Source organism: Amycolatopsis albispora (assembly GCF_003312875.1).
GTDB classification, from domain to species: domain Bacteria; phylum Actinomycetota; class Actinomycetes; order Mycobacteriales; family Pseudonocardiaceae; genus Amycolatopsis; species Amycolatopsis albispora.
On sequence record NZ_CP015163.1, the window covers coordinates 8,238,830 to 8,260,491 of the forward strand.

17 protein-coding genes are annotated in these 21,662 nt (G+C 71.5%); 8 read left to right on the forward strand and 9 right to left on the reverse strand.

The window, feature by feature from the left end; genetic code table 11:
* The first annotated feature begins 318 nt into the window (after nt 1–318).
* Entirely contained in the window at nt 319–3,180 is a 2,862-nt protein-coding gene (locus A4R43_RS38860) for an ATP-binding protein (protein WP_236808522.1), read from the forward strand.
* Between the two features lie 44 nt (nt 3,181–3,224).
* On the opposite strand, the gene A4R43_RS38865 is transcribed toward A4R43_RS38860, so the two are convergent.
* The gene (locus tag A4R43_RS38865) at nt 3,225–3,581 is read right to left on the reverse strand and encodes a histone-like nucleoid-structuring protein Lsr2 (RefSeq protein WP_113696657.1); all 357 of its coding nucleotides are present in this window, start codon (nt 3,579–3,581) and stop codon (nt 3,225–3,227) included.
* 94 nt (nt 3,582–3,675) lie between these two features.
* On the reverse strand, nt 3,676–4,518 hold the full coding sequence (locus tag A4R43_RS38870; RefSeq protein WP_113696658.1) for an aldo/keto reductase: 843 nt from the start codon (nt 4,516–4,518) through the stop codon (nt 3,676–3,678).
* 73 nt (nt 4,519–4,591) lie between these two features.
* On the opposite strand from A4R43_RS38870, the gene A4R43_RS38875 reads away from it, so the two are divergent.
* The gene (locus A4R43_RS38875; RefSeq protein WP_113696659.1) at nt 4,592–5,506 is read left to right on the forward strand and encodes a LysR family transcriptional regulator; all 915 of its coding nucleotides are present in this window, start codon (nt 4,592–4,594) and stop codon (nt 5,504–5,506) included.
* A 380-nt stretch (nt 5,507–5,886) separates the two neighbouring features.
* Here the strand turns inward: A4R43_RS38875 and A4R43_RS38880 are convergent, their stop codons facing one another.
* Together A4R43_RS38880 and A4R43_RS38885 are read right to left on the reverse strand one after the other, a co-directional pair.
* Nucleotides 5,887–6,285 carry an STAS domain-containing protein gene (locus tag A4R43_RS38880; RefSeq protein WP_162788750.1) on the reverse strand — a complete coding sequence of 133 codons (399 nt, stop codon included), beginning with the start codon at nt 6,283–6,285 and terminating at the stop codon, nt 5,887–5,889.
* Between the two features lie 78 nt (nt 6,286–6,363).
* Nucleotides 6,364–9,543 carry an AfsR/SARP family transcriptional regulator gene (locus A4R43_RS38885; RefSeq protein WP_113696661.1) on the reverse strand — a complete coding sequence of 1,060 codons (3,180 nt, stop codon included), beginning with the start codon at nt 9,541–9,543 and terminating at the stop codon, nt 6,364–6,366.
* 114 nt (nt 9,544–9,657) lie between these two features.
* Here A4R43_RS38885 and A4R43_RS38890 point away from each other — a divergent pair, with 114 nt between their 5' ends.
* A complete protein-coding gene (locus A4R43_RS38890) occupies nt 9,658–10,539 on the forward strand; it encodes an NAD(P)-dependent oxidoreductase (protein ID WP_113696662.1) in 882 nt (293 codons plus the stop codon).
* Between the two features lie 47 nt (nt 10,540–10,586).
* On the forward strand, nt 10,587–11,333 hold the full coding sequence (locus A4R43_RS38895) for an SDR family oxidoreductase (RefSeq protein WP_236808524.1): 747 nt from the start codon (nt 10,587–10,589) through the stop codon (nt 11,331–11,333).
* Between the two features lie 78 nt (nt 11,334–11,411).
* On the opposite strand, the gene A4R43_RS38900 is transcribed toward A4R43_RS38895, so the two are convergent.
* Genes A4R43_RS38900 through A4R43_RS38910 form a run of 3 tightly spaced genes read right to left on the reverse strand, consistent with a single transcriptional unit; the run spans nt 11,412 to nt 14,242 of the window.
* Nucleotides 11,412–12,200, reverse strand: a complete 789-nt coding sequence (locus A4R43_RS38900) for an SDR family NAD(P)-dependent oxidoreductase (protein WP_113696663.1) — start codon at nt 12,198–12,200, stop codon at nt 11,412–11,414.
* Between the two features lie 10 nt (nt 12,201–12,210).
* On the reverse strand, nt 12,211–13,044 hold the full coding sequence (locus A4R43_RS38905; protein WP_113696664.1) for an aldo/keto reductase: 834 nt from the start codon (nt 13,042–13,044) through the stop codon (nt 12,211–12,213).
* 28 nt (nt 13,045–13,072) lie between these two features.
* Complete coding sequence (locus A4R43_RS38910; protein WP_113696665.1) at nt 13,073–14,242, reverse strand: MFS transporter; 1,170 nt, start codon at nt 14,240–14,242, stop codon at nt 13,073–13,075.
* Nucleotides 14,243–14,384: 142 nt separating this feature from the next.
* Here A4R43_RS38910 and A4R43_RS38915 point away from each other — a divergent pair, with 142 nt between their 5' ends.
* From A4R43_RS38915 to ligD, 3 genes are read left to right on the forward strand one after another with little or no spacing between them, the layout of a single operon-like run.
* A complete protein-coding gene (locus tag A4R43_RS38915; protein ID WP_113696666.1) occupies nt 14,385–14,834 on the forward strand; it encodes a MarR family winged helix-turn-helix transcriptional regulator in 450 nt (149 codons plus the stop codon).
* Nucleotides 14,835–14,868: 34 nt separating this feature from the next.
* On the forward strand, nt 14,869–15,942 hold the full coding sequence (locus A4R43_RS38920; RefSeq protein WP_205215158.1) for an ATP-dependent DNA ligase: 1,074 nt from the start codon (nt 14,869–14,871) through the stop codon (nt 15,940–15,942).
* Nucleotides 15,939–16,943, forward strand: a complete 1,005-nt coding sequence (gene ligD, locus A4R43_RS38925) for a non-homologous end-joining DNA ligase (protein WP_113696667.1) — start codon at nt 15,939–15,941, stop codon at nt 16,941–16,943. Before A4R43_RS38920 ends, ligD begins: the two co-directional genes overlap by 4 nt.
* 19 nt (nt 16,944–16,962) lie before the next feature.
* Here ligD and A4R43_RS38930 read toward each other — a convergent pair whose 3' ends face one another.
* Nucleotides 16,963–19,140: a terpene synthase family protein gene (locus A4R43_RS38930; protein WP_113696668.1), complete on the reverse strand. Its 2,178-nt coding sequence runs from the start codon at nt 19,138–19,140 to the stop codon at nt 16,963–16,965.
* 114 nt (nt 19,141–19,254) lie between these two features.
* Nucleotides 19,255–20,400, reverse strand: coding sequence for an epoxide hydrolase family protein (locus A4R43_RS38935; protein ID WP_113696669.1), 1,146 nt, complete (start codon nt 20,398–20,400; stop codon nt 19,255–19,257).
* Between the two features lie 82 nt (nt 20,401–20,482).
* Between A4R43_RS38935 and A4R43_RS38940 the strand changes: the two genes are divergently transcribed.
* A complete protein-coding gene (locus tag A4R43_RS38940) occupies nt 20,483–21,058 on the forward strand; it encodes a CGNR zinc finger domain-containing protein (protein ID WP_113696670.1) in 576 nt (191 codons plus the stop codon).
* The last annotated feature ends 604 nt before the right edge of the window (nt 21,059–21,662 follow it).

A 21,662-nucleotide genomic window follows, 5' to 3' on the forward strand; every position in this document is an offset into this window, starting at 1 on the left:
CGGCCACCCCGGTGGCGGTGGCGCGTTGATCAGCGTCAGGCGGTTGAACAGTGCGAACAAGCGAGGCGGTGTTCCGTACAGGTACGTAACTAATGCGACGCGAGCCAGGCGCTGTCCGGCGAGCCAAGGTCGCGCTCTTCGCGCCCAGGCGGCCCCTGGCGGCACGGGCGGATCGGCCGAGTACGCCCAGTACGAGGCCGACCCGCCCGCACCGCCAGGAACCACCTGGATCACGAAGCCCATCGACCAAACTCGCCGGACAGCGCCTAAGCTTCCTGAGATCCGGACGGAGTGGTCCGGAGATTTCCGGGAGTGGTGATGTCGCCGAACGCGGTGCCGGAATCCAGCTCGCCCGTGCTGGTCGGGCGGGCGGCCGAACTGCGCGCGCTGGCCGCCGCGGTGACGCGGCCGCCCGCGGTCGTGCTGCTCGAAGGGGAGGCGGGCATCGGCAAAACGCGCCTGCTCACCGAGCTGCTCCGGCTGCCGGAGGTGGCCGCGCGCCGCCCGCTGGTCGGGTACTGCCAGCCGATGCGCGAGCCGTTCCCGTACGGCGTGGTGCTCGAAGCCCTGCGTGAGGCGGGCGACCAGCTGGCCACCGCGGAACTGAGCCCGGTCACCGGGGTGCTGCGGCCGTACCTGCCCGAGCTGGCCGCGTTCCTGCCGGACCCGCCGGAGGCCGCCGACTCGCGGTCGGAGCGGCACCGGATGTTCCGCGCGGTGCGTGAGCTGCTGGAGGTGCTCGGGCCCGCGCTGCTGGTGGTCGAGGACCTGCACTGGTCCGACGACGGCTCGCGTCAGCTCCTGCGCTTCCTCACCGCCGACCTGCCGCCCGGGCTGAGCCTGCTGCTCACCTACCGGCGTGAGGAACTGCCCGGCGGCATCACGCTCGGCCGCGCCTTCCGCCCGGCACCGGGCACCGCGAGCGAGGTGATCGAGCTGACCCCGTTCGACGCCGAGGGCGTGCGGCGGCTGACCACCGCGATCCTCGGCGAGAGCGAGGTGTCCCCGGACTTCGCCGCCCTGCTGCACGAGCGGACCGCCGGGATCCCGTTTGTCGTCGAGGAAACACTGCGCACGCTGCGAGGTGCCGAAGGCGCGGTGCACTCCGACGGCGCCACCGCGAAACGCTTGCTGGACAACGCCGAAGTGCCCGCGCTGCTGCGCGAGGCGATGCTGGAACGGCTGTCCGGCCTGCCGATCCCCGCGCGGCGGCTGGCGCACGCGGCCGCGGTGCTCGGCATGCCCGCGCCCCGGGAAATGCTCGCCGAGGTCGCCGGGCTGCTGCCCGGCCGTGCCGACGAGGCGCTGCTCCGGCTGCTCGACACGCAGGTGCTGCGGGAAAGCGGGAACTGCCGGTACGGCTTCCGGCACACGCTCGCGCAGCAGGCCGTCTACCGCACGCTCGCCGGGCCGGACCGACAGCTGCTGCACCAGCGCGCGGCCGCGGCGCTGGCCACCGCCGAGCCGCCACCGCTGGTCCGGCTCGCCGAGCACAGCCGCCGCGGGGGTGACCAGGCGGCCTGGCTGCGGTACGGCGAAGCCGCCGCCGACCGGGCCGCCGAGGTCGGCGACCCGTCCACGGCCACCGGCCTGCTCAAGGAACTGCTCACCGACGCCGTGCTGGCCGACGCCGACGTGGACCGGCTGGCGGTCAAGCTCAGCCGGGTCGCCGTGCTCGGCGTGGCCCAGCAGCACGAGGTGATCGAGGTACTGGCCGGCCTGCTCACCGACCACCGGCTGGCGCCGGGCAGCCGCGGTCAGGTCCGGCTCAACCTGGGGCTGCTGCTGATCCGCCAGGAGGGCGGCCAGGAGTCGGGGCGGTCCGAGATCGAGACGGCCATCCACGAGCTGGGGCAGCGCGATCCGCTGGCGCTGCGCGGCATGTCGGCGCTCGCGCAGCCGTTCATCGGCACCACGCCGCTGGCCGAGCACCTGCGCTGGATGTCCAAAGTGGACAACCTGATCGCGGACGTGACCGATCCGGCGGTGCTGCTCACGCTGATCGCCAGCAACGGCCCGTCACGGCTGCACATCGGTGACCCCGGTGCCTGGGAGCTGCTGGCCAGGCTGCCGGTGCGCACCGAAGACCGCGCCGAGCAGCAGCAGCTGGCCAGGGCGCACTGCAACATCGGGGACGCCTGCGCCTGGACCGGGCACCTCCGCCGCGCGGAAAACCACCTGCGCACCGGGATCCGCCTCGCCCACGAATGCGGTGCCTCGTACCTGGTGAGCATCGCCAGCGCCACCCAGATGCACCTGAACTGGCTGACCGGCGACTGGGACTCGGTGTCCGACCGGGCCCGGCGGCTGGCCGAGGAGTACCGCGAGCTGCGGCCGGTGGCCGACGAGCTGTCGCTGGTGCTCGGCTCGCTGGCGGTGGCCAAGGGCGAATGGGACCGCGCGGCCCGCTGTTTCGCCGATTCCGGGATCGGGCGCGCGGAGAACGCGGTGACGCCGGTGGCGCTGGCCGCCCACGGCGGGCTGATCCGCACGCTGCTGGCCAAAGAGGACCTGGCGGGCGCCGCCTCCGCCGCCGACGACGGGCTGCGGTTGTTGCGGCGCAAGGGAGTCTGGTCCTGGGCGGGCGAGCTGGTGCCACCGGCCGTGATCGCCTACTGCGCGGTGGGCCGGGCCGACGCGGCGGCCGCGCTGCTCGCGGAATTCGCCGAGGCCATCGACGGCCGGGACACCCCGATGGCCGACGCGGCGCTCGCCGAAGCACGCGGGGTGGTCGAAGCACAGCGGGGGAATCCGGCCAAGGCCGCCGAATTCCTCACCGAAGCACGGGCCGGTTACGCCGCGCTGCCCGCGCCGTACTACGCGGCGCTGGTCGGGGTGCGCCTGCTGGAGCTGTCGGCCGCGCCCGACGGCGAACTGGCCGCGCTGGCCGAGGAGTTCACCGCGCTCGGTGCGACCAGGGATGCCGCGCGCTGCCGTCACCTGCTGCGTGCGAGCGGGGTGGTGGCGCCGTCCCGGCGTGGCAGGCGGGGGTACGGGAACGAGCTGTCACCACGGGAGCGGGACGTGGCGCGGCTGGTGGCGGGTGGTTCGACGAACCGCGAGATCGCCGAAGTGCTGTTCCTGTCCCGGCGGACGGTGGAACAGCACGTGGCGAACGTGCTGCGGAAACTGGATCTGCATTCCCGGGCCGAGCTGCGGAACTCGGAGTTCGTCGGCTGAAAAACGAATGGCCGCCCCGGCGCGGGCGGCCATTCGCGGGATGGCTACTTCCCGGTGGCTTTGGCGAAGGCGGATTCGACCTCGAGTGAAACCCGGCCGCGGTCGGAGACCTCGAAACCGTTCTCCCGGGCCCAGGCGCGGATGGCCTGCGCGCGGGCCCGGCGCTGCGAGGTGCCGACCGCCGGACCGGCATTCGGCATCGGCGGTGACCCGCGCTTCTTCCGGCCGCTCACCCGGCGCGCGACCTCGACGAACCGGAACAGCGCGTCCCGCAGTTCGTCGGCGTTCTCGGCGGACAGGTCGATCACGTAATCGACCCCGTCGAGGCCGAAATGAACGGTTTCGTCGGCCGGCGACCCGTCGATGTCGTCGGACATCACCACGGAAACTTTTTGTGCCATGTCTTCCGCTCCCAGGACGATTCGGCGCACCCCCTGGTCCGCCATCCTCTTGGCACGATAGACGATCGGCGCACAACTGCGGTATTCGGCTTCCTCAGTCGTGTTTACCGGCGCCGGAATCCAGCTCCGCGTAGTCCTGATCGGACAGTGAAAGGGTGAGCGCGGCCAGATTTTCCTCCAGATGGCGGCGTGACGAAGTGCCCGGAATGGGCAAGACAACCGGGGAGCGCCGGAGCAGCCAGGCCAGTGCCACCTGCGCCGGCGTCGCGCCGAGCCGGGCGGCGACTTGTGCGGTGGTGCCGTTCGCGCTGGTGCTCGGCTTGATCGGCAGCCACGGGATGAACGCGATACCACGGCGCTCGCAGTACTCGAGCACTGGTTCAGACCTTCGCTGCTCGAGGTTGTAGAGGTTCTGCACGCTGGCGATCGGCGTGATCGACTCGGCTTCGGCGAGTTGCTCGACGGTGACCTCGGACAGGCCGATGTGCCGGATTTTCCCCTCTTCGCGCAGGCGGGTCAATGCGCCGATCTGGTCAGCCAGCGGAACCGCCGGATCCACCCGGTGCAACTGGTAAAGTTCAATTTGCGGAATTCGCAGCCTGCGCAGGCTCAGTTCCGCCTGTTGCCGGAGGTATTCGGGCCGTCCGAGTGGAATCCAGTCGTCGCCGGGATGGCATTGGCCGCCCTTGGTGGCGATCACCAGTCCGGGTGGATAGGGGTGCAGTGCTTCGGCCAGCAGTTCCTCGTTCCCGCCGAGGTCGTAGGCATCCGCGGTGTCGACGAAGTCGACGCCGAGTTCGACCGCCCGCCGGGCGATCCGAATCGATTCGGCCCGTTCTCCGGCGGTCCGGCCCCGCAGCCGCATGGCGCCGAAACCGAGCCGGTTCACCGGCAGGTCGCCGCCGATGGCCAGGCCCGCTTGCTTGCTCAAGGTCATGGCTTCAGCCTGGAGTCGGCCATGGGTTTAGACAAGCGAGTCTTTGTGCTGGTGATCGCGTAGCATCGCTTAAGTGTTGAACCTCGAACGGCTGCGGGTCCTGCGGGCGGTCTCGGCCACCGGCTCGGTGAGCGGTGCCGCGGCGCAGCTGCACGTGACCACGTCGGCGGTGTCGCAGCAGCTGGCCAGGCTGGAACGCGAGGTCGGGCAGCGGCTGCTGGAGCGCAACGGCCGCGGCATCCGCCTGACCGACGCGGCGACGCTGCTGGCCGCACACGGTGATCGCCTGCTGGCGCAGGTCGAGGAGGTGGAGGCGGAGCTGGCACGGCACCGCGGCGCGGTCGCCGGTGCGCTGTCCGTCGCGGCTTTTGCCACCGCCGCGCGGGGTTTGCTGCCCGGGGCGCTGCGTGCGCTGCGGGCTGAGTATCCGGCGCTGGAGCCGCGGATGGACGAGCAGGAGCCGCCGGAGGCCGTCGCCGGGTTGTGCCGGGGTGACGTCGATGTGGCTGTGGTGCAGGACTGGCCGGAGGCGCCGCTGGTGCTGCCGGAGGGGTTGTCCCGGGACTACCTGCTCGACGACCCCCTCGACCTGGCGGTGCCCGCCGGGCACCCGCTGGCCGGCCGCGCCGAGGTGCCCCTGCCGGAGCTGGGCGCGGAGGAATGGATCACCTGGACCGACGGCCAACTCTGCCACGACTGGCTGACGCGCACGCTCGAGGCACCACGGATAGTGCACACCGCGTCGGAGCACTCCACACAGCTGGCCCTGGTCGCCGCCGGTTTGGGGGTCGCGGTCCTGCCACGGCTGGGCCGGGGCCACGTGCCGGAGGGGGTGCGCGTGGTGCCGATTCACCCGGGGCCCGCGCGGCAGGTCCACGTGCTGTGGCGCACCAGCGCGGCCCGGCGACCAGCGATCCGGGCCGTGGTAACGGCATTGCGCGAGTCGGCCGACCAGGTGGCGAGTGTGCCGCCCACGCTGGATACCTAACCCAACCGATGGCGGCGAGGGCGGCGGGCGCCCCGGGGACGGCGGCGTCCCTCGGCGCGGTGGCGGAGTTGGGTGTGTAGGCCGCTCAGGTGGCGGCGGGCGTGGCTCCTGCGTTGCGCACTTCGCTGCTCGGGCAGCGGCGGGCGTGGCCGTCTGCCTTGCGCGCTTCGGCCGATCAGGGAGCGGCGGGTGGTGCTCGCGTTGCGTACTTCGCCACTCGGGCGGCGGCGGGCGTTGTGCACTCGGCCGATCAGGGAGCGGCAGGCGTGGTGTTCGCGTTGCGTACTTCGCCGCTCAGGTAGCACCGGGTGTTGCGCACTCGGCCGATCAGGCGGCGGCGTCCGGCCTCCCGCGTTGCGTGCGCAGGCGACAGGCGGCGGCTAGGGCTGCGGGTGGCGTCGCGGAAGCGGTGGCGTCTCGGGGGTGTGGTGCCTGCGTCGTGTGCCCTGGCCGGGGGAGGCGGCGGCGAGAGCGGCGGTCGCGCTCGGGTAGAGCGGGAGGAATTGGTCCAGTCCGGTGATGGCCAGCGGCCTGCGCACCTGATCGGTGGTGACCACCAGCGCGAACGGCAGGCCGAGCCCGGAGTTCGCTTCGATCAGCGCCGAAAGTCCCGCGCTGGCCAGGAAATCCACGCCGCCCAGGTTCAATACCACGGCCGACGGCCGGTCCTCGGCGGCCCGCGCGAGTGCGTCCGACAGTAGTGGCGCGGTCGTGGTGTCCAGCTCGCCGGTCACCGCGAGTTCGACCGCGTCACCGTGCCAGGCGACGGCGACGGTCAAGCCCTCTTCCGCTGTGCACACCCCGGACGGCATCATCCAGCCATCCTGACACCCGGCCGCGGCCCGGCACCAGCGTTGTCACCCTTGAATGTCCACAAAGGACCCCGCGGCCACCTCGGGGGACAGCTGCTCACCATGCCGGAATTGTTCGGTGAAGCCGGATTCGCCCAGTGCGGCGCGGGCCGCGGCGGTGGTCCGGTCCACGTCACCGCGTTCGGCGGCGGGCAGCGGCGTGCCCACCGACGCCCTGGTCGCGGCCGCCGCGCCGAGCAGGCGTGCGGCGGCGGCGTGCTCCCCGGCCGCCGCGCTCGCGCTCGCCAGACCCTCCAGTCCCAGTGCGACCGAGCGCGGATCACCGGTGGCGAGCGCGGCGTCCAGGCCCTCCCGCTGCCGGTCCAGCGCGAGCGCGATCTCGCCGCGTTGCTCCGCGGCGAACCCCAGCTCGGCCAGGATCAGCGCGGTGCCCAGATCACCGTCGACCTGGCGGCACCACTCGAGCCACCGCTCCAGGTGCGCCTCGGCGCGCTCGGGCCGGCCCTGCCGCCGCGCGGACAAGCCCAGCCCGATTTCGGCGAACTGCTCACCGCGCTTGTGCGAATGCTGCGCGGCCAGCTTCCGCGCGCGCTCGTGGTACTCGTCGGCCTTGGCGAACTCGCCCTTCAGCAACGCGATCCGGCCGATGCCGGACAGCGAGTAGGACACCTCGTTCCACAGGCCCAGCTCCTCGGCGAGCCGCAAAGCGTTGCGGTGCAGGCTTTCCGCGCGCTCGTAGTCACCGGCGATCTCGGCCAGCGAGCTGAGCGTGTCGGTCGACTTCACCTCGCCCCACCGGTCACCGACCTCGCGGAACAGCTCGAGGGCGCGTTCGGAGTCACGCCGCGCCCGCGCCAGCCCGCCCCGCGGGCGCGCCTGCATGGCCTGCAGGCTGAGCGCGGCCGCCTCGCCCCAGCGGTCGCCGAGCGCGCGGAACCCGGCCAGCGCGCGCTCGACCCTGGCGGCCCCGAGGTCGAGGTCACCCGCGCCGATCAACGCGAAGCTCAGGAACCACTCGGCCCGCGCACGGCCCAGCGGATCGTCGACCTCCTCGTACCGCGCCAGCACCCGCTCGGCGGTTTCGTGCAGGCCGGAGCCCTCACCGATGAGAATGGTGAGCGCGGCGCGCCAGGCCATCGCCCTGGTCCGCGGGACCTCCGGCGCGTGGCCGTCGATGCCGAGCGCGAGCGTGACCGACCGGTGGCCCTCCCGCAGCCTGCCGCGCAGGAACCAGTACCAGCCCAGCGCGTTGACCAGCCGGATCGCCAACTCGGCGTTGCCGTCGATCTCCGCGCCCTCGAGCGCGCCCCGGAAGTTGGCGCTCTCGGCGTCCAGCCGGTCGAGCCAGCTCCGCTGATCGGACCGGCACAGCCGCTCTTCGGCGCGTTCGGCCAGGTCGAGGTAGTACCGGTGGTGCCGCCGCCGGACCTCGTCGTACTCGCCCGCTTCGTGCAGCCGTTCGACGCAGTACGCGGCCACCGACTCCAGCAGGCGGTACCGCGTGCGGCCGCCCTGCCTGGTCACCGCCACCAGCGACCGGTCGACCAGCCGCGCCAGCAGGTCCAGCACCTCGCCGGGCTTCACCCCGTCGCCCGCGCACACCGCTTCGGCGGCCTCCAGCTCGCAGCCCTCGGTGTGCACGGCCTGCCGTCGCAGCACGATCCGCTCGGCCTCGGTGAGCAGCTCCCAGCTCCAGCCGATCATCGCGCGCAGCGTCTGCTGCCGGGCGGGCGCACCACGCTCGCCGGTGACGAGCAGGCGGAAGCGGTCGTCCAAGCGGGACAGCAGTTCCTGCGCGCCGAGCACGCGGATGCGGCTGGCGGCCAGTTCGAGCGCGAGCGGGATGCCGTCGAGGCGGCGGCAGATTTCCGCGACCGCCTCGCTGTTCTCCTCGGACAACGCGAAATCCGGCGCCGCCGCGGTCGCCCGCGTGCGGAACAGCTCGATCGCACTGCTCAGTTCGAGCGGGCGCACGGTGTGCACGAACTCACCCGCCAGGCCGAGCGGCTCCTGGCTGGTGATCAGCACGCGCAGGCCCGGCGCGGTCCGCAGCAGCAGCCGCACCAGGTCGGCGACCGGCTCGACCAGGTGCTCGCAGTTGTCCAGCACGAGCAGCAGGCGCTGGTCACGCAGGGCTTCGGCGAGCTGGTCCGACGGCGGCGGCAGCGTGCCGGACTTGGTGTCCTCGCGCAGGTTCAGCATGCTCGCGGTGACCTCGGCGACCGAGCACGCGGCCTCCGGCGCGCCGTGTGTCCAGTGCCCGGCCAGCTCGACCAGCCACACCCCGTCGGGAAAACCACCGACCAGCCGGGACGCCGCCTCGATGGCCAGCCGGGTTTTGCCCACCCCGCCCGGCCCGGTCAGCGTGACCAGCCGGTGCGCCGCGAGCAGCCGCCCGACCTCGTCGACCTCGGCGTCCCGCCCGATCAGCCCGGTCAGCTGCGCGGGCAGGTTCGTGGTGCGGCGGGCCGACGGCGTGAGCGCCGGATCCTGCCGCAGCATCGACTGGTACAGCTCGGCCAGCTCGGGACTCGGGTCGAGGCCCAGCTCGTCGGCGAGGCGCTGGCGCAGCTCGGTGTACCCGGCGAGCGCTTCGCTCTGACGGCCCGCGCGGTACAGCGCGAGCAGGTGCGCGCGGCGCAGGCGCTCCCGCAGCGGATGCCGCGCGACCAGGTCGGTCAGCTCCCCGGCCAGCTCGCTGTGCTCGCCCAGCTCCAGCCGGGCTTCGGCCTGTTCCTCCAGCGCCACCAGCCGCTGCTCGTCGAGCCGCTGGATCACCGGCGCGAGGAAGTCCGCGTCGGCGAAGTCGGCGAACGCGGCACCACGCCACAACGCCAGCGCCTCGGCCAGCTGGGCCGCCTTGGCACGCGGGTCCGCGGCCTGGCGGGCCTGCTCCAGCAGCTGCTCGAACCGGCTGTGGTCGACGTCGGCGGGCTCGGCCAGCAGCGTGTACCCCGACGGGCCGGACACCACCAGCTCGCGGCCGCCCGCCTCGCCGTCCTCCAGCGCCCGCCGCAGCTGGGACACCTTGGTCTGCAGCGCGCCGGTCGGGTTCGCCGGCGGGCGCGTGCCCCACAGGTCGTCGACCAGGCGGTCCACCGAAACCGGGCGCCCTCGGTGCGCGAGCAGGTCGGCGAGCAGGGCGCGGACCTTCGCCTCCGGCACCCGCACCGGCCGCTGATCCGCCGTCCACACCTCGAGCGGACCAAGCACACCGAAACGCACGGGAGCCAGCCTAGCCGGGCCCACCGACAGTTCCCCGTGAGCGGATCCGAACCGGACCGAAAGCCCCGGCACGCACGGTGAAGACGGTCAAGGGAGCGAACGAGAAGAGGAACGATGACCGAGAACTTCACCACCCGCGCCACCGTCGCCGGGCTGGGGGACATGGGCCGGGCGCTGGCCGCGGCGTTGCGGCGGAACGGCTTCCCGGTCACGGTGTGGAACCGCACGCCGGGCAAAGCCGGTGAGCTGACCGCCGCCGGGGCTCGCGAGGCCGCCGGGCTGGCCGAAGCCTTCGAGGCGAGTCCGGTGGTGATCCTGTGCGTGGTCGACAACGAAGCCGTCGGCGAACTGCTCGACGCGGCGGGCGACCGGCTGCGCGGCCGGACCGTGGTCAACCTGACCAACGGCACCCCGCGGCAGGCCCGTGAGCTGGCCGAACGCGTCACGGCGCTGGGCGCGGAGTACGTCGACGGCGGCATCATGGCGGTGCCGCCGGGCATCGGGACCGAGGCGTCGTTTGTGCTCTACTCCGGACCGGAGCACGCGGTCGAGGCGCAGCGCGAGCTGTTCGAAGCCTTCGGCGCGGTGCGGTACGTCGGCGAGGACACCGGGCTGGCGGCGCTGTACGACCTCGCGCTGCTGAGCGGGATGTACGGCATGCACGCGGGTGTGGTGCACGCCTACGCGCTGATCGGCTCGGCGGGCGTGCCGGCGACCGAGTTCTCCGCGTTGCTGGTGCCGTGGATCGAGGCGATGTCCGGGTTCGTCAAGGAGGCGGCCGACCGGGTCGACCGCGACGACTACACCAAGGACGTGGTGTCGAACCTGGCCATGCAGGCGAAGGCGTTCCCGAACCTGATCGAGGCCAGCGTGGAGCAGGGCGTGCGGCCGGACCTGATGGAGCCGGTGCTGCGGTTGTTCCGCGAGCGGGTCGCGCAGGGCCACGGCGACGAGGACGCGGTCGGTGTGATCAAGCTTCTGCGGGGAGAATCGTGATCGGCGCGGAGCGCTCCATTGAGGGTGGTGGCGGGCGACGGGTGGGCGTGATCGCACCGAGGGCGGTGGTCACCGGCGGGACGCACGGCATCGGGCTGGCCATCGCGAAGGCGGTGCTCGCGCGGGAGGGGCAGGTCCTGGTCACCGGCCTCGACGAGCGCCGGGTCGAGTCGGCGCGCGACGAACTGGGCCCGCGAGCGTTCGTGGTGCGCTCCGACGCGGCGAGCATGGCCGACATCGACGCGCTCGGCGGCATCGTCGACGACCGGCTCGGCGGGGTGGACGCGTTGTTCGTCAACGCCGGGGTGGCCTACGGCACCCCGGTCGCCGAGACCACCGAAGAGCTGTATGACCGGACCTTCGACGTCAACACCAAGGGCGCGTTCTTCACCGTGCGGCGGCTGCTGCCACGGCTGAAGGACGGCGGCGCGATCGTGTTCACCACGTCGGTGGCCGACGAGGGCGGGGCGGCCGGCCTGGGGCCCTACGCCGGTTCGAAGGCGGCGGTGTGGTCGTTCGCGCAGGTGCTGGCGGCGGAACTGCTGCCGAGGGGAATCCGGGTGAACGCGGTGGCGCCCGGGTTCATCGACACGCCGAGCATGGGGCTGACCGGGGCGAGCGCGGAGGAACGCGCGGCCTTCTCGAAGGCGGGCGACGCCGTCACCCCGATGAAGCGGCACGGCACGCCGGAGGAGGTGGCGGCGGCCGCGTTGTTCCTCGCCTTCGACGCCACGTTCACCACGGCCGTGAAGCTGCCCGTGGACGGCGGCCTCGGCAGGCGGCTCACCGGCTAGGCCCGGGGCCGCCGTGCAATGAATGTGGCTTTCATTGCGCCAGACGCTATGAAAGCCACATTCATTGCGTTCGGGGGCTCAGGGGACGATCGAGTCGACGTAGCCGCCGTCCACGCGGACGGCGGCGCCCGTGGTCGCCGAGGCCAGTGGTGAGCTCAGGTAGACCACCATGTTCGCGATCTCCTCCGGCTCGATCAGCCGCCGCAGCAGTGACTGCGGCCGGTGCAGCCGCATGAACTCGCGCTGCGCCTCCTCCCACGGCAGCGAGCGGTCCACCAGCTGGTACACGAAGTCCTCGACCCCGCCGGTGTGCGTGGGCCCGGCGATCACCGAGTTCACCGTGACCCCGGTGCCCGCCGCCTCTTTCGCGAACCCGCGCGACACGCCGAGCAGCGCGGTCTTCGAGACGCCGTAGTGGATCATCTCGGCCGGGGTGACCAGTGCGGAGTCACTGGCGATGTTCAGCACCCGCCCCCAGCCGCGCGCGGTCATGCCGGGCAGGTAGACGCGGGTCAGCCGGACCGCGGACAGCACGTTCACCTCGAAGTACCGCCGCCATTCGTCGTCGCTGATCTCCAGCGGCGGCTCGGCGCCGAAGATGCCGAGGTTGTTGACCAGCACGTCCACTTCGGGCAGTCGCGCGACCAGTTCCCCGGCCCCTTCCGCGGAGGCCACGTCCGCGACGGCGGCCACCGCGTCCCCGCCCGCCTCGCGCACGCGCGCCACGGCTTCGTCCACAGTGGACTGCTTGCGGCCGTTCACCGCCACTCGCGCGCCCGCCTGCGCCAGCCCGGTCGCGATGGCCAGCCCGATGCCCTGGCTGGAGCCGGTGACCAGCGCGGTCTTCCCGCTCAGGTCCAAGCGCATGCCGATCCCCTCAGGCCACGTTGAAGGTGTCGGGGTCCGGCCCGGTGCGCTCACCGCGGTCAAGGGACGCCAGTGCGGCGAGATCCTCGTCGGCCAGCGTGAAGTCGAACACCGCCAGGTTCTCCCGGATGCGCGACGGCGTCACCGACTTGGGGATGACCACGTTGCCCAGCTGCAGGTGCCAGCGCAGCACCACCTGCGCCGGGGTGCGGTCGTGCTTGGCGGCCAGCTCGCGCACCACCGGGTCGGCGAGCAGGTCGCCGCCCTTGGCCAGCGGGCTCCACGCCTCGGTGACGATGCCGTGCTTCTCGTTGTACTCGCGGACCTCGGCCTGCTGGAGGTACGGGTGCACCTCGACCTGGTTCACCGCGGGCACCACCGAGCCGGTGCGCGCCAGCTCGTCCAGGTGGGACGGCTGGAAGTTCGACACGCCGATGGCGCGGATCCGGCCGTCGGCGTGCAGCTTCTCCAGCGCCCGCCAGCTCTCGGCGTACAGCCCGCGCTCCGGGGTCGGCCAGTGGATCAGGTACAGGTCCAGGTAGTCGAGCCCGAGCCGCTCCGCGCTGGCGTCGAACGCGCGCAGCGCGGCGTCGTAGCCCTGGTCGGAGTTCCACAGCTTGGTGGTGACAAAAAGGTCCTCGCGCTTGATGCCCGAGTCGGCCAGCGCCTGGCCGACGCCGCGTTCGTTGCCGTACACGGTGGCCGTGTCGATGCTGCGGTACCCGGCTTCGAGCGCTGAGGTCACCGCGGTCGCGGTCTCCGCGTCGGGAACCTGGAACACCCCGTACCCCAGCTGCGGCATGGTCACGCCGTTGTTCAGGGTGACGGTGGGAATGCCGGTCATGGAACTTGCCTTCCTTTCGTGGTTTTCCTCAGTGGACGGTGACGAGCCCGGGGGACCGCTTCCGGTCCAGCATCCCCGACAACAGCGCGACCAGCAGCCCGGAGGCGGCGAGCAGGGCGCCGATCCAGTTGGGCGCGGTGTAGCCGAGGCCGCCGTCGATGGCCAGGCCGCCGAGCCAGGCCCCGCCGGCGTTGCCCAGGTTGAACGCGGCGATGTTCGCCGCCGACGCCAGCGCGGGCGCCTCCTTCGCCTGCGCCATCACCCTGGCCTGCAGCGGGGGCACGGTGGCGAACCCGGCGGCGCCGAACAGGGCGATGGTGATCGCCGCGGGCAGCTGGGCGTGCGCGGTGACCACGAACGCCAGCAGCACCAGCGAAAGCGCCGCGAGAATGGCGTACAGGCTGGGCATCAGCGCCCGGTCCGCGGCCCGCCCGCCGAGCAGGTTGCCCGCGACCAGCCCGGCGCCGAACAACACCAGCAGCCAGGTGACCGCGCCGCTGGAGAAGCCGGCCACCTCGGTCATCATCGGCGCGATGTAGGTGAACGAGGCGAACACCCCGGCAAACCCGAGCGCGGTCATCGCCAGCGCCAGCCACACCTGCGGCTTGCGGAACACGGCCAGTTCGCTGCGCAGGCCACCGCCTTCGACGCGCTCCTGCCGGGGCACCAGCGCGAGAATGCCGACCAGGCCGACCACCCCGAGCGCGCTGACCGCCCAGAACGTGGACCGCCAGCCGAGCTGCTGGCCGAGCGCGGTCCCGGCGGGCACGCCGAGCACGTTCGCCACGGTCAGCCCGGTGAACATCATCGCGATCGCGCTGGCCCGCCGCGACGGCGCGACCAGCGAGGCCGCCACCACCGAGCCGACGCCGAAGAAGGCACCGTGGGACAGCGCAGCCACGATCCGGCCGGTCATCAGCAGGCCGTAGCCGGTGGCCACGGCCGAGAGCAGGTTCCCGGCGATGAACAGCACCATCAGCGCGACCAGCACGGTCTTGCGCGGAATGCGTGAGCCGAGCGCGGTGAGCAGCGGCGCGCCGACCACCACCCCCAGCGCGTACCCGGAGATGAGCAGGCCGGCGGCCGGGATGGAGACGCCGAAGTCCGCGGCCACCTCCGGCAGCAGGCCCATGATCACGAACTCGGTGGTGCCGATGCCGAAGGCGCTGATCGCCAGCGCGAACAAGGCGACGGGCATGACGCTTCGATCCTTCACAACGGTGGGTATCCTGTGGAGAGCAGATACCGGCGTGAGCAATAGTTGCAGACGCGGGTAATTGCTGACGAGCGATACGCTAGCAGGCAACGATCAGGGCTGTCCCCTGGAGGAGTGGTGAACCGTGTCACTGCCCGATGACGCCGTGGAGGCACGCGCCCAGGGGTGGCGCACCCTGGCGGCACTGCACGCCCGGATCGAGGACCAGCTCGAACGCGCGCTCCAGCGCGAGCACGAGCTGTCGGTCAGCGAGTACACCGTGCTCGACGTACTGGCCCGCCAGGACGGCTTCCACCTGCGGATGACCCAGCTCGCCAACGCCGTGGTGCTCAGCCAGTCGGCGACCACGCGGCTGGTGAGCAGGCTCGAGGACCGCGGCCTGCTCCAGCGCTACCTGTGCCCGACCGACCGCCGCGGCATCTACACCGAGGTGACCGCCGCCGGGCAGGCGCTGCTCGCCGAGGCCCGCCCGACCCACGACCGCACGCTTTCGCGGGCGCTGGCCGACGCGGAGGAACTGCCCGAGCTGGCCCCGCTGGTCGGCGCGCTGGCCCGGCTCACCGAAGTTTCCTGAGGCGTTTCGGCTGATCACGGCCTACGATCCGAGCGTGGATCTGCCCGTGATGCCGCCGGTGAAACCGATGCTGGCCAAGTCCGTCCGTGACGTGCCGCGCGGACCCGGTGTGCTGTACGAGCCGAAGTGGGACGGCTTCCGCTGCATCGTCTTCCGCGACGGCGACGAGGTCGAGCTGGGGTCCCGCAACGACCGCCCGCTCACCCGCTACTTCCCCGAGCTGGTCGAGCTGCTGCGGGCCGCGCTGCCGCCGCGGTGCGTGGTGGACGGCGAGATCGTGGTGGTCACCGGCGCCGGGCTGGACTTCGACACGCTGCAGAACCGGCTGCACCCGGCCGCTTCCCGCGTGCAGAAGCTGGCCGTGGAGACGCCCGCCAGCTTCGTCGCCTTCGACCTGCTCGCGCTCGGCGACCGCGACCTGACCGAGGAGCCCTTCGCCGAACGCCGCCGCCTGCTGGCGAGCCTGCTGTCCGACGCGTTGTCGCAGATCGTGCTCACCCCGGTCACCGACGATCCCGCGGTCGCCGAAGACTGGTTCACCCGGTTCGAGGGCGCCGGGTTCGACGGCGTGATGGCCAAGCCGGGCGACCAGCCGTACGAGCAGGACAAGCGCGTGATGTGGAAGGTCAAGCACGAGCGCACGGCCGACTGCGTGGTGGCCGGGTTCCGCTGGCACAAGGACGGTGAGGGCGTCGGCTCGCTGCTGCTCGGCCTCTACGACGACAACGGGAGGCTCCACCACGTCGGCGTGGCCAGCAGCTTCACCGCCGCGCGGCGCCGGGAACTGGTCGACGAGCTGGCGCCGTTGCGGGAGAACGCGATGGCCGAGCACCCGTGGCGCGCGTGGGCCGAGGAGCACGCGCAGGTGGGCGGCCGGATGCCGGGCGGGGTGAGCCGGTGGACCGGCAAGAAGGACCTGTCGTGGGAACCGCTGCGTGCCGAATGGGTGGCCGAGGTCCGGTACGAGCACGTGCTGGCCGGGCGGTTCCGGCACGGCGGCAGGCTGGTCCGCTTCCGGCCCGACCGCGATCCGAAGTCCTGCACCTACGCCCAGCTCGAAGAGGTCGCGCCCGCGGAGCTGACCGCGTTGTTCGGGAGCGCCGGATGAGCGAGGCGGTGGTGGTCGAGACCGACGGCGTCGAGGTGCCGATCACCTCCCCGGACAAGGTTTTCTTCACCGAGCGCGCGGAAACCAAGCTCGACCTGGTGCGGTACTACCAGGCCGTGGCCGGTCCGCTGCTGGGCACCATCCAGGGCCGCCCGCTGCTGCTGGAGCGGTACCCGAGCGGGGCGGGCGGCAAGTCGTGGTTCCAGAAACGCGTGCCGAAGTCGGTGCCGCCGTGGCTGCGGACCACCGTGGTGTCCACGCCGAACGGCACCACCAGCGACGCGCTGGTCGCCGCCGACCTCGCGCACATCCTGTGGGCGGTCAATCTCGGCTGCCTCGGTTTCCACGTCTGGCCGTACCACGCCGAAACGCCCGAAGTGACCGACGAACTCCGCATCGACCTCGACCCGTCGCCCGGTGTCAGCTTCGAGCAGCTGCGGGAGGCGGCCGCGCTGACCAGGGAACTGCTCGCCGAACTCGGCATCGAGGCGCACCTGAAGACCTCGGGTTCACGCGGGCTGCACGTCTACGTCCGGCTCGAGCCGCGATGGGACGGCTACCAGGTGCGGGCGAGCGCGGTCGCGCTCGCGCGGGAACTGGAGCGGCGGCACCCCGCGCTGATCACCGCGAAGTGGTGGAAGGAGGAACGCGGCGCCCGCGTTTTTGTCGACTTCAACCAGAACGCGCCGCACAAGACGGTTTTCGGGGCGTGGTGCGTGCGCCCGCGGGCCGGTGCGCAGGTGTCCACGCCGATCCGCTGGGACGAACTCGGCACGGTCGAACCGGACGACCTGACCATCGCCACCGTGCCCGCGCGGGTGGCCGAGCGCGGCGATCCGTGGGCGGGCATGAACGAGCGGCCGCAGTCGCTGGAGCCGTTGCTGGAGCGGTCGCGGCAGGACCTGGCCGACGGGCTGATGGACGCGCCGTGGCCGCCGGTCTACCCGAAGCAGCCGAACGAGCCACCGCGCGTTGCCCCGAGTCGCGCCAAACGCCCCTGATCGCCTGGCGCGACCCGGCTCACCTGCTCGCCACCGCGTCCCGGATCCTGGCCGCGGAGGTGCCAAGACCGGTGGGCGGGAACGAGAAGTCGACCGGCGGTGCCAGGCTCTGCCGCACGCGCTCCAGTTCCGGTTCGGTGTAGCGCACGCACCGGCGGTGCCATTCGAGAATGCCGGACATCCAGTCCTTGAGGTGCTCGGCGTGCGAGAGCAACGCGCGGCGCACCTCGTCGGACAGCTCCAGCTCGTCGAACATCACCGCCAGCTCGCTGCCGGCGATGTGCTCGAACTCCTCCATGCGTGCCTTCATCAGCTTCGCCACCACCTCGGCGGCCTGGAACCGGTCCACGCCGAGGAAGTTCTCCACCACCAGCACGAGGTTGTGCACCTCGCCCTCGAACTCGATCTCCTTCTGGTAGGAGAACAGGTCGTTCGCGAAGGCGGCGTAGTCCTGCGCGGCGGTTTCCAGTTCGTGCAGCGTGCGGTGGTGGTGGACCGCGGCGGGGATGTCCACGGGCCGCGCCAGTTTCGCCAGGCTCACGGTCATGTCCGAGCCGAAGGTCTTCCGCCGCATCTCCACGTAGTCGATCGGGTCCGGGATCCGGTTCCGCGCCTGGTTGTCCACTTCCCACACCCAGCTCGCGGTCATCTCCTCGATGGCCTCGCGGAACTGCCGCCGTCGTGCTTCGGGCATGGTGGCGGTGGTCCGCCGCCAGAGGTCGGCGAGCCCGCGTTCGACGGCGTTTTCCGGGGCGGGCATGGGATTTCCGGGCTCGGGCGTGAACAACGCGAGGCGTGCGTGGCAGGCACGCGCGGCGGCCGGGTCGCGGCGGGTGCCGAAGACGAGCGGGAAGTAGTCGTCGCCGTAGGTGCCCCAGGTGAGCCAGTCGGCGGAGAGGTCGAGCTGCTCGGGGGTGGCGTCGGCGTGGATCATCGCGGCGCAGTGGGCCAGGTCGATGCCGCGCAGGCGGCGCTCGTCCCAGACGCCTTCGCCGTCGAGCATGCCCATCTCCCGCGCCCACTCGACGGTGTGCTCGCGGGCGCCGGGCAGGTGCGGGCTGGTGTGCACGGGGAAGGGCATGTGCAGCTCGGGCACCGGCAGCGGGCCGACCTGGCGCACCGGCTGGTGGGCGTGCTGGCGCGTCCAGGTCCGGGCGCCGGGGGCGAAGGCGAGCGAGGTGCCCAGCCCGGTCGGCCTGCTGAGCGCGGCGCCCTCGTTCATGTAGCGGCTGGAGCGCGCGTGCCACTCGTGGCCGCCGGACTGCCAGTCCTGCAACGCCTTGACGTACGCGGCGACGGCGGCCGCTTCGTGCGGTGGCGCGCCGGTGGCGGCGAGGAGGTCGGGGACCTCGGTGAGCGCGGTGTTCTCGAACTGCTGCAGGCGTGAGGTGAGCAGTTCGTTGACCAGGTTCGCCGCGTCCTGGGTGGAGCAGTCGAAGAACTTTTCGAAGACCAGGACGGCGTTGGAGTTCTCGCCCTCTTCCTGGACCTCGCGCTGGTAGGAGAACAGGTCGTTGCGGAGGTGGACGGCGTCGGAGAAGGTGTCGCGCAGCACCTCCAGCGGCCGGGTGGCGGCGAGCGGGCCCGGCACCTCGGCCGCGACGTACTCGACCAGGTTCGCCGACCACGGCGCCCCGCCGACCCGCCGGCGCATCTGCACGTACTCGATCGGGTTGGCGATGCGCCCGCGGTTGATGTTGTCGAGTTCCCACATCGACTCGACCATCAGGTTGTGCGTGCTGGTGGTGAACCGGCGGCGCCAGTCCGCGGACATGGCGGGAATGGTGCGGGCCCAGAGGTCCTTGAGGCCGGTCTCGGCGGGGTTCACCGGTTCGGGTGGGTCGTCGGTCATGAACAGTTCGAGGTGGTCGAGGTGGGCCTTGGCGCCGGTGAGGTCGCGCGAGTACTTGAACTCTTCGAGGAAGTGGTCGTCGAAGAAGAAAACCCAGACGTACCAGTCGGTGATGAGGTCGAGGGCGGGGCCGTCGCAGTCGGGATGGGTGTAGGCGCACATGAGCGCGTAGTCCATCTTCGCGAGCGCGGGCTCGTCCCAGACCAGGCCGCCGTCGGGGGTGGGGGCGTCGAGCATGCCCATGTCCTTGGCCCACTGCATGCTGTGCGCGCGGGTGCGCTCGAGGTGGGGGTTCAGCCTGGCCGGGTACGGCATGTAGAACTCGGGCAGGGTGAAGGCCTGCATGCGGTGCACCTGCTCTCTCTCGCTCGGGGGCGCCTACCGACGCTGGCATCCGGCGGGAGAGCGGGGCAACGGCCAGGTGAGCGATAGGCGGTGCCCCAACGAGTGAACCTCCGGCTACCGGGTCGCGGTTGCCAGTACCGCGGCGAGTCCTTGCCGCAGGTCGTCGACAAAATACTCGGGCACCTCCAGCGACGGGAAATGTCCCCCGGCCTCGGGCGAATTCCACCGGACGATCTGCCGGTAGCGTTCCTGGGCCCACGGCCGCGGGGTCTTCTCGATGTCGCGGGGATACATGGTGATCGCGGCCGGGACGTCGACCCGGAGTTCGGGGTCGAGCGAGTTGTGGCTTTCGTAGTAAATGCGGGCGGCCGACGCGCCGGTGCGCGTCAGCCAGTACAGGGTGACGTCGTCAAGAATGCTGTCCCGGGAAATCCGCTCGAACGGGCTGTCCTCGGTGTCCGACCATTCGGCGAATTTGTCGAGGATCCAGGCGAGGAGCCCGACCGGTGAGTCGACGAGCGAGTAGCCGATGGTCTGCGGCCGGGTCGCCTGCTGCTTGGCGTAGGCCGCGCGGTGGCGCCAGAAGTGGCGGGTTTCCTCGGTCCACCTGCGCTCGGTCGTGGTCAGCCCGTCGGTCGGCAACCCGGGCGGCGCCTCCGCGAACAGGGTGTGGATGCCGATGACGTGCGCCGGGAACCGGCCGCCGAGCACCGTGGTGATGTTGCCGCCCCAGTCACCGCCGTGGGCGGCGAAGCGGTGGTAACCGAGCCTGCCCATCAGTTCCACCCAGGCGGTGGCGATTTTTTCGGTCCCCCATCCGGTGGTGGCGGGCTTGTCGCTGTAACCGAAGCCGGGTAGCGACGGCACCACGACGTGGAACGCCGGCGCGTCGGCGTCTTCCGGGTTGGCCAGTTCGTCCACCAGACCGGTGAATTCGGCGATGCTGCCTGGCCAGCCGTGCGTGAGGAGCAGGGGAGTGGCGTCCGCGCGGGTGGATCGGCGGTGCAGGAAGTGGATGCACAGGCCGTCGATGGTGGTGCGGAACTGGCCGATCCGGTTGATGCGCTCTTCGAAGGACCGCCAGTCGTATTCGGTGCGCCAGTAGTCGATGACCTCGGTGAGGTCGGCGAGCGGGACGCCCTGGTCCCAGCGGCCGGGCTCGGTCTCGGCCTCCGGAAGCCGCGCGGCGGCCAGTCGAGCGCGGAGGTCGTCGAGGTCGGCTTCGGGTGCGTGAGCTTGGAACGCTTGCACGTCGGACATGGGACCTCCTGGCGTAGGGTGAACCGGCTAAGACGGTTCTATCAAGCGCCTGCGCTTGGGGGCAACCTGCTAAGGTGGTTCCATGCCTGCCGAGTTCCCGGAGTTTCGTCTCGGCAGCGTGCTGGCCACCAGCTTCACGGCGACGTTGACCGAGCGTTGTGGCAACGCCGTGGAACGCATCCCGACGCCGCAGCGGCTGGTCGATTGGCTGGCGGTGAACGGCCTCGCCGTGGACTCGTGCACTGCTACTCAGTGGGAACTCGCCCGAGAACTGCGAGAGTCGATCCACGCCGCCGCGACCGCGGCCGCCCAGCAGGAGGCTCTTCCGGCGTCTGCCGTCGAGGTCATCAACGAGCGCAGCGTGCACGGCCGGGCCGCCGCCGTCCTGACGCCCGGCGGTGCGCTCAGATGGCAACTGAGCTCGCCCTCGCGCGTGGAAGATGCCCTCGGCGTAATCGCCGCCGACGCAGTGAGCATCCTCGCCGGGGAGCGAGACGGACGCTTGGCCTTGTGCGCTTCGCCCACCTGTCAGGCTGCTTTCTTCGACACCAGCCAAAGCCGAACCCGCAGATGGTGCGACATGAACACCTGCGGCAACCGCCAGAAGAAGGCGCGCTTCAAGGCCAACCAGCGCAAGGCCCGCACAGCGGCCGAGTGAGGGTGACGGGCGGCGCTTCGAGCACCTGAACGCCTCACCGATGGACACGAATGTGGCTTTCGGGGTGTTTTCCGCCCCCAAAGCCACATTCGTGTCCCGAGTTCGCCCGGGTCGTGTCACGAAAGCCACATTCGAGACGCGAAACGTCTCGAAAGCCACATTCGTGACGTTCGGACTCCCCTGCGGAAGGGCGTCGCACGGTGGCGCCCACCCGACCCCCGATGCAATGAATGTGGCTTTCATTGCGCCAGACGCTATGAAAGCCACATTCATTGCACGGGTCGGTCAGGGACACCCGCGGCAGCTTGGTGTCGGGTCACTGCGCCCGGAGCATCCATTGTGGACATCCGCAGGCCTCTGCGCCGGCAGCGGCGAGTGGGTGGCCGAGGTGGGGCTCCAGGGGGCCGCGTCCGAGCCTTGCCGGGCGGGACTTTGGTTACATGCTGAGGGATGTCGTGCGGGTCGGCTGGGGTGGTCGAGGTGGGGGTGCCAAGGGGCTTCGTCCGAGCCTTGTCGGGCGGGACTTTGGTTACATGCCGAGGGACGTCGTGCGGCTCGGCCGGGGTGGTCCAGGTGGAGCACCAAGGGTGTCGCTCAGGCAGCT

What these genes read in the sequence shown, in the direction of transcription:
- A4R43_RS38860 (WP_236808522.1), top strand. Translation starts at nt 319, where the DNA reads ATGTCGCCGAACGCGGTGCCGGAATCCAGCTCGCCCGTGCTGGTCGGG.
- A4R43_RS38865 (WP_113696657.1), bottom strand. Translation starts at nt 3,581, where the DNA reads ATGGCACAAAAAGTTTCCGTGGTGATGTCCGACGACATCGACGGGTCG.
- A4R43_RS38870 (WP_113696658.1), bottom strand. Translation starts at nt 4,518, where the DNA reads ATGACCTTGAGCAAGCAAGCGGGCCTGGCCATCGGCGGCGACCTGCCG.
- A4R43_RS38890 (WP_113696662.1), top strand. Translation starts at nt 9,658, where the DNA reads ATGACCGAGAACTTCACCACCCGCGCCACCGTCGCCGGGCTGGGGGAC.
- A4R43_RS38900 (WP_113696663.1), bottom strand. Translation starts at nt 12,200, where the DNA reads ATGCGCTTGGACCTGAGCGGGAAGACCGCGCTGGTCACCGGCTCCAGC.
- A4R43_RS38905 (WP_113696664.1), bottom strand. Translation starts at nt 13,044, where the DNA reads ATGACCGGCATTCCCACCGTCACCCTGAACAACGGCGTGACCATGCCG.
- A4R43_RS38910 (WP_113696665.1), bottom strand. Translation starts at nt 14,242, where the DNA reads ATGCCCGTCGCCTTGTTCGCGCTGGCGATCAGCGCCTTCGGCATCGGC.
- ligD (WP_113696667.1), top strand. Translation starts at nt 15,939, where the DNA reads ATGAGCGAGGCGGTGGTGGTCGAGACCGACGGCGTCGAGGTGCCGATC.
- A4R43_RS38930 (WP_113696668.1), bottom strand. Translation starts at nt 19,140, where the DNA reads ATGCAGGCCTTCACCCTGCCCGAGTTCTACATGCCGTACCCGGCCAGG.
- A4R43_RS38935 (WP_113696669.1), bottom strand. Translation starts at nt 20,400, where the DNA reads ATGTCCGACGTGCAAGCGTTCCAAGCTCACGCACCCGAAGCCGACCTC.
- A4R43_RS38940 (WP_113696670.1), top strand. Translation starts at nt 20,483, where the DNA reads ATGCCTGCCGAGTTCCCGGAGTTTCGTCTCGGCAGCGTGCTGGCCACC.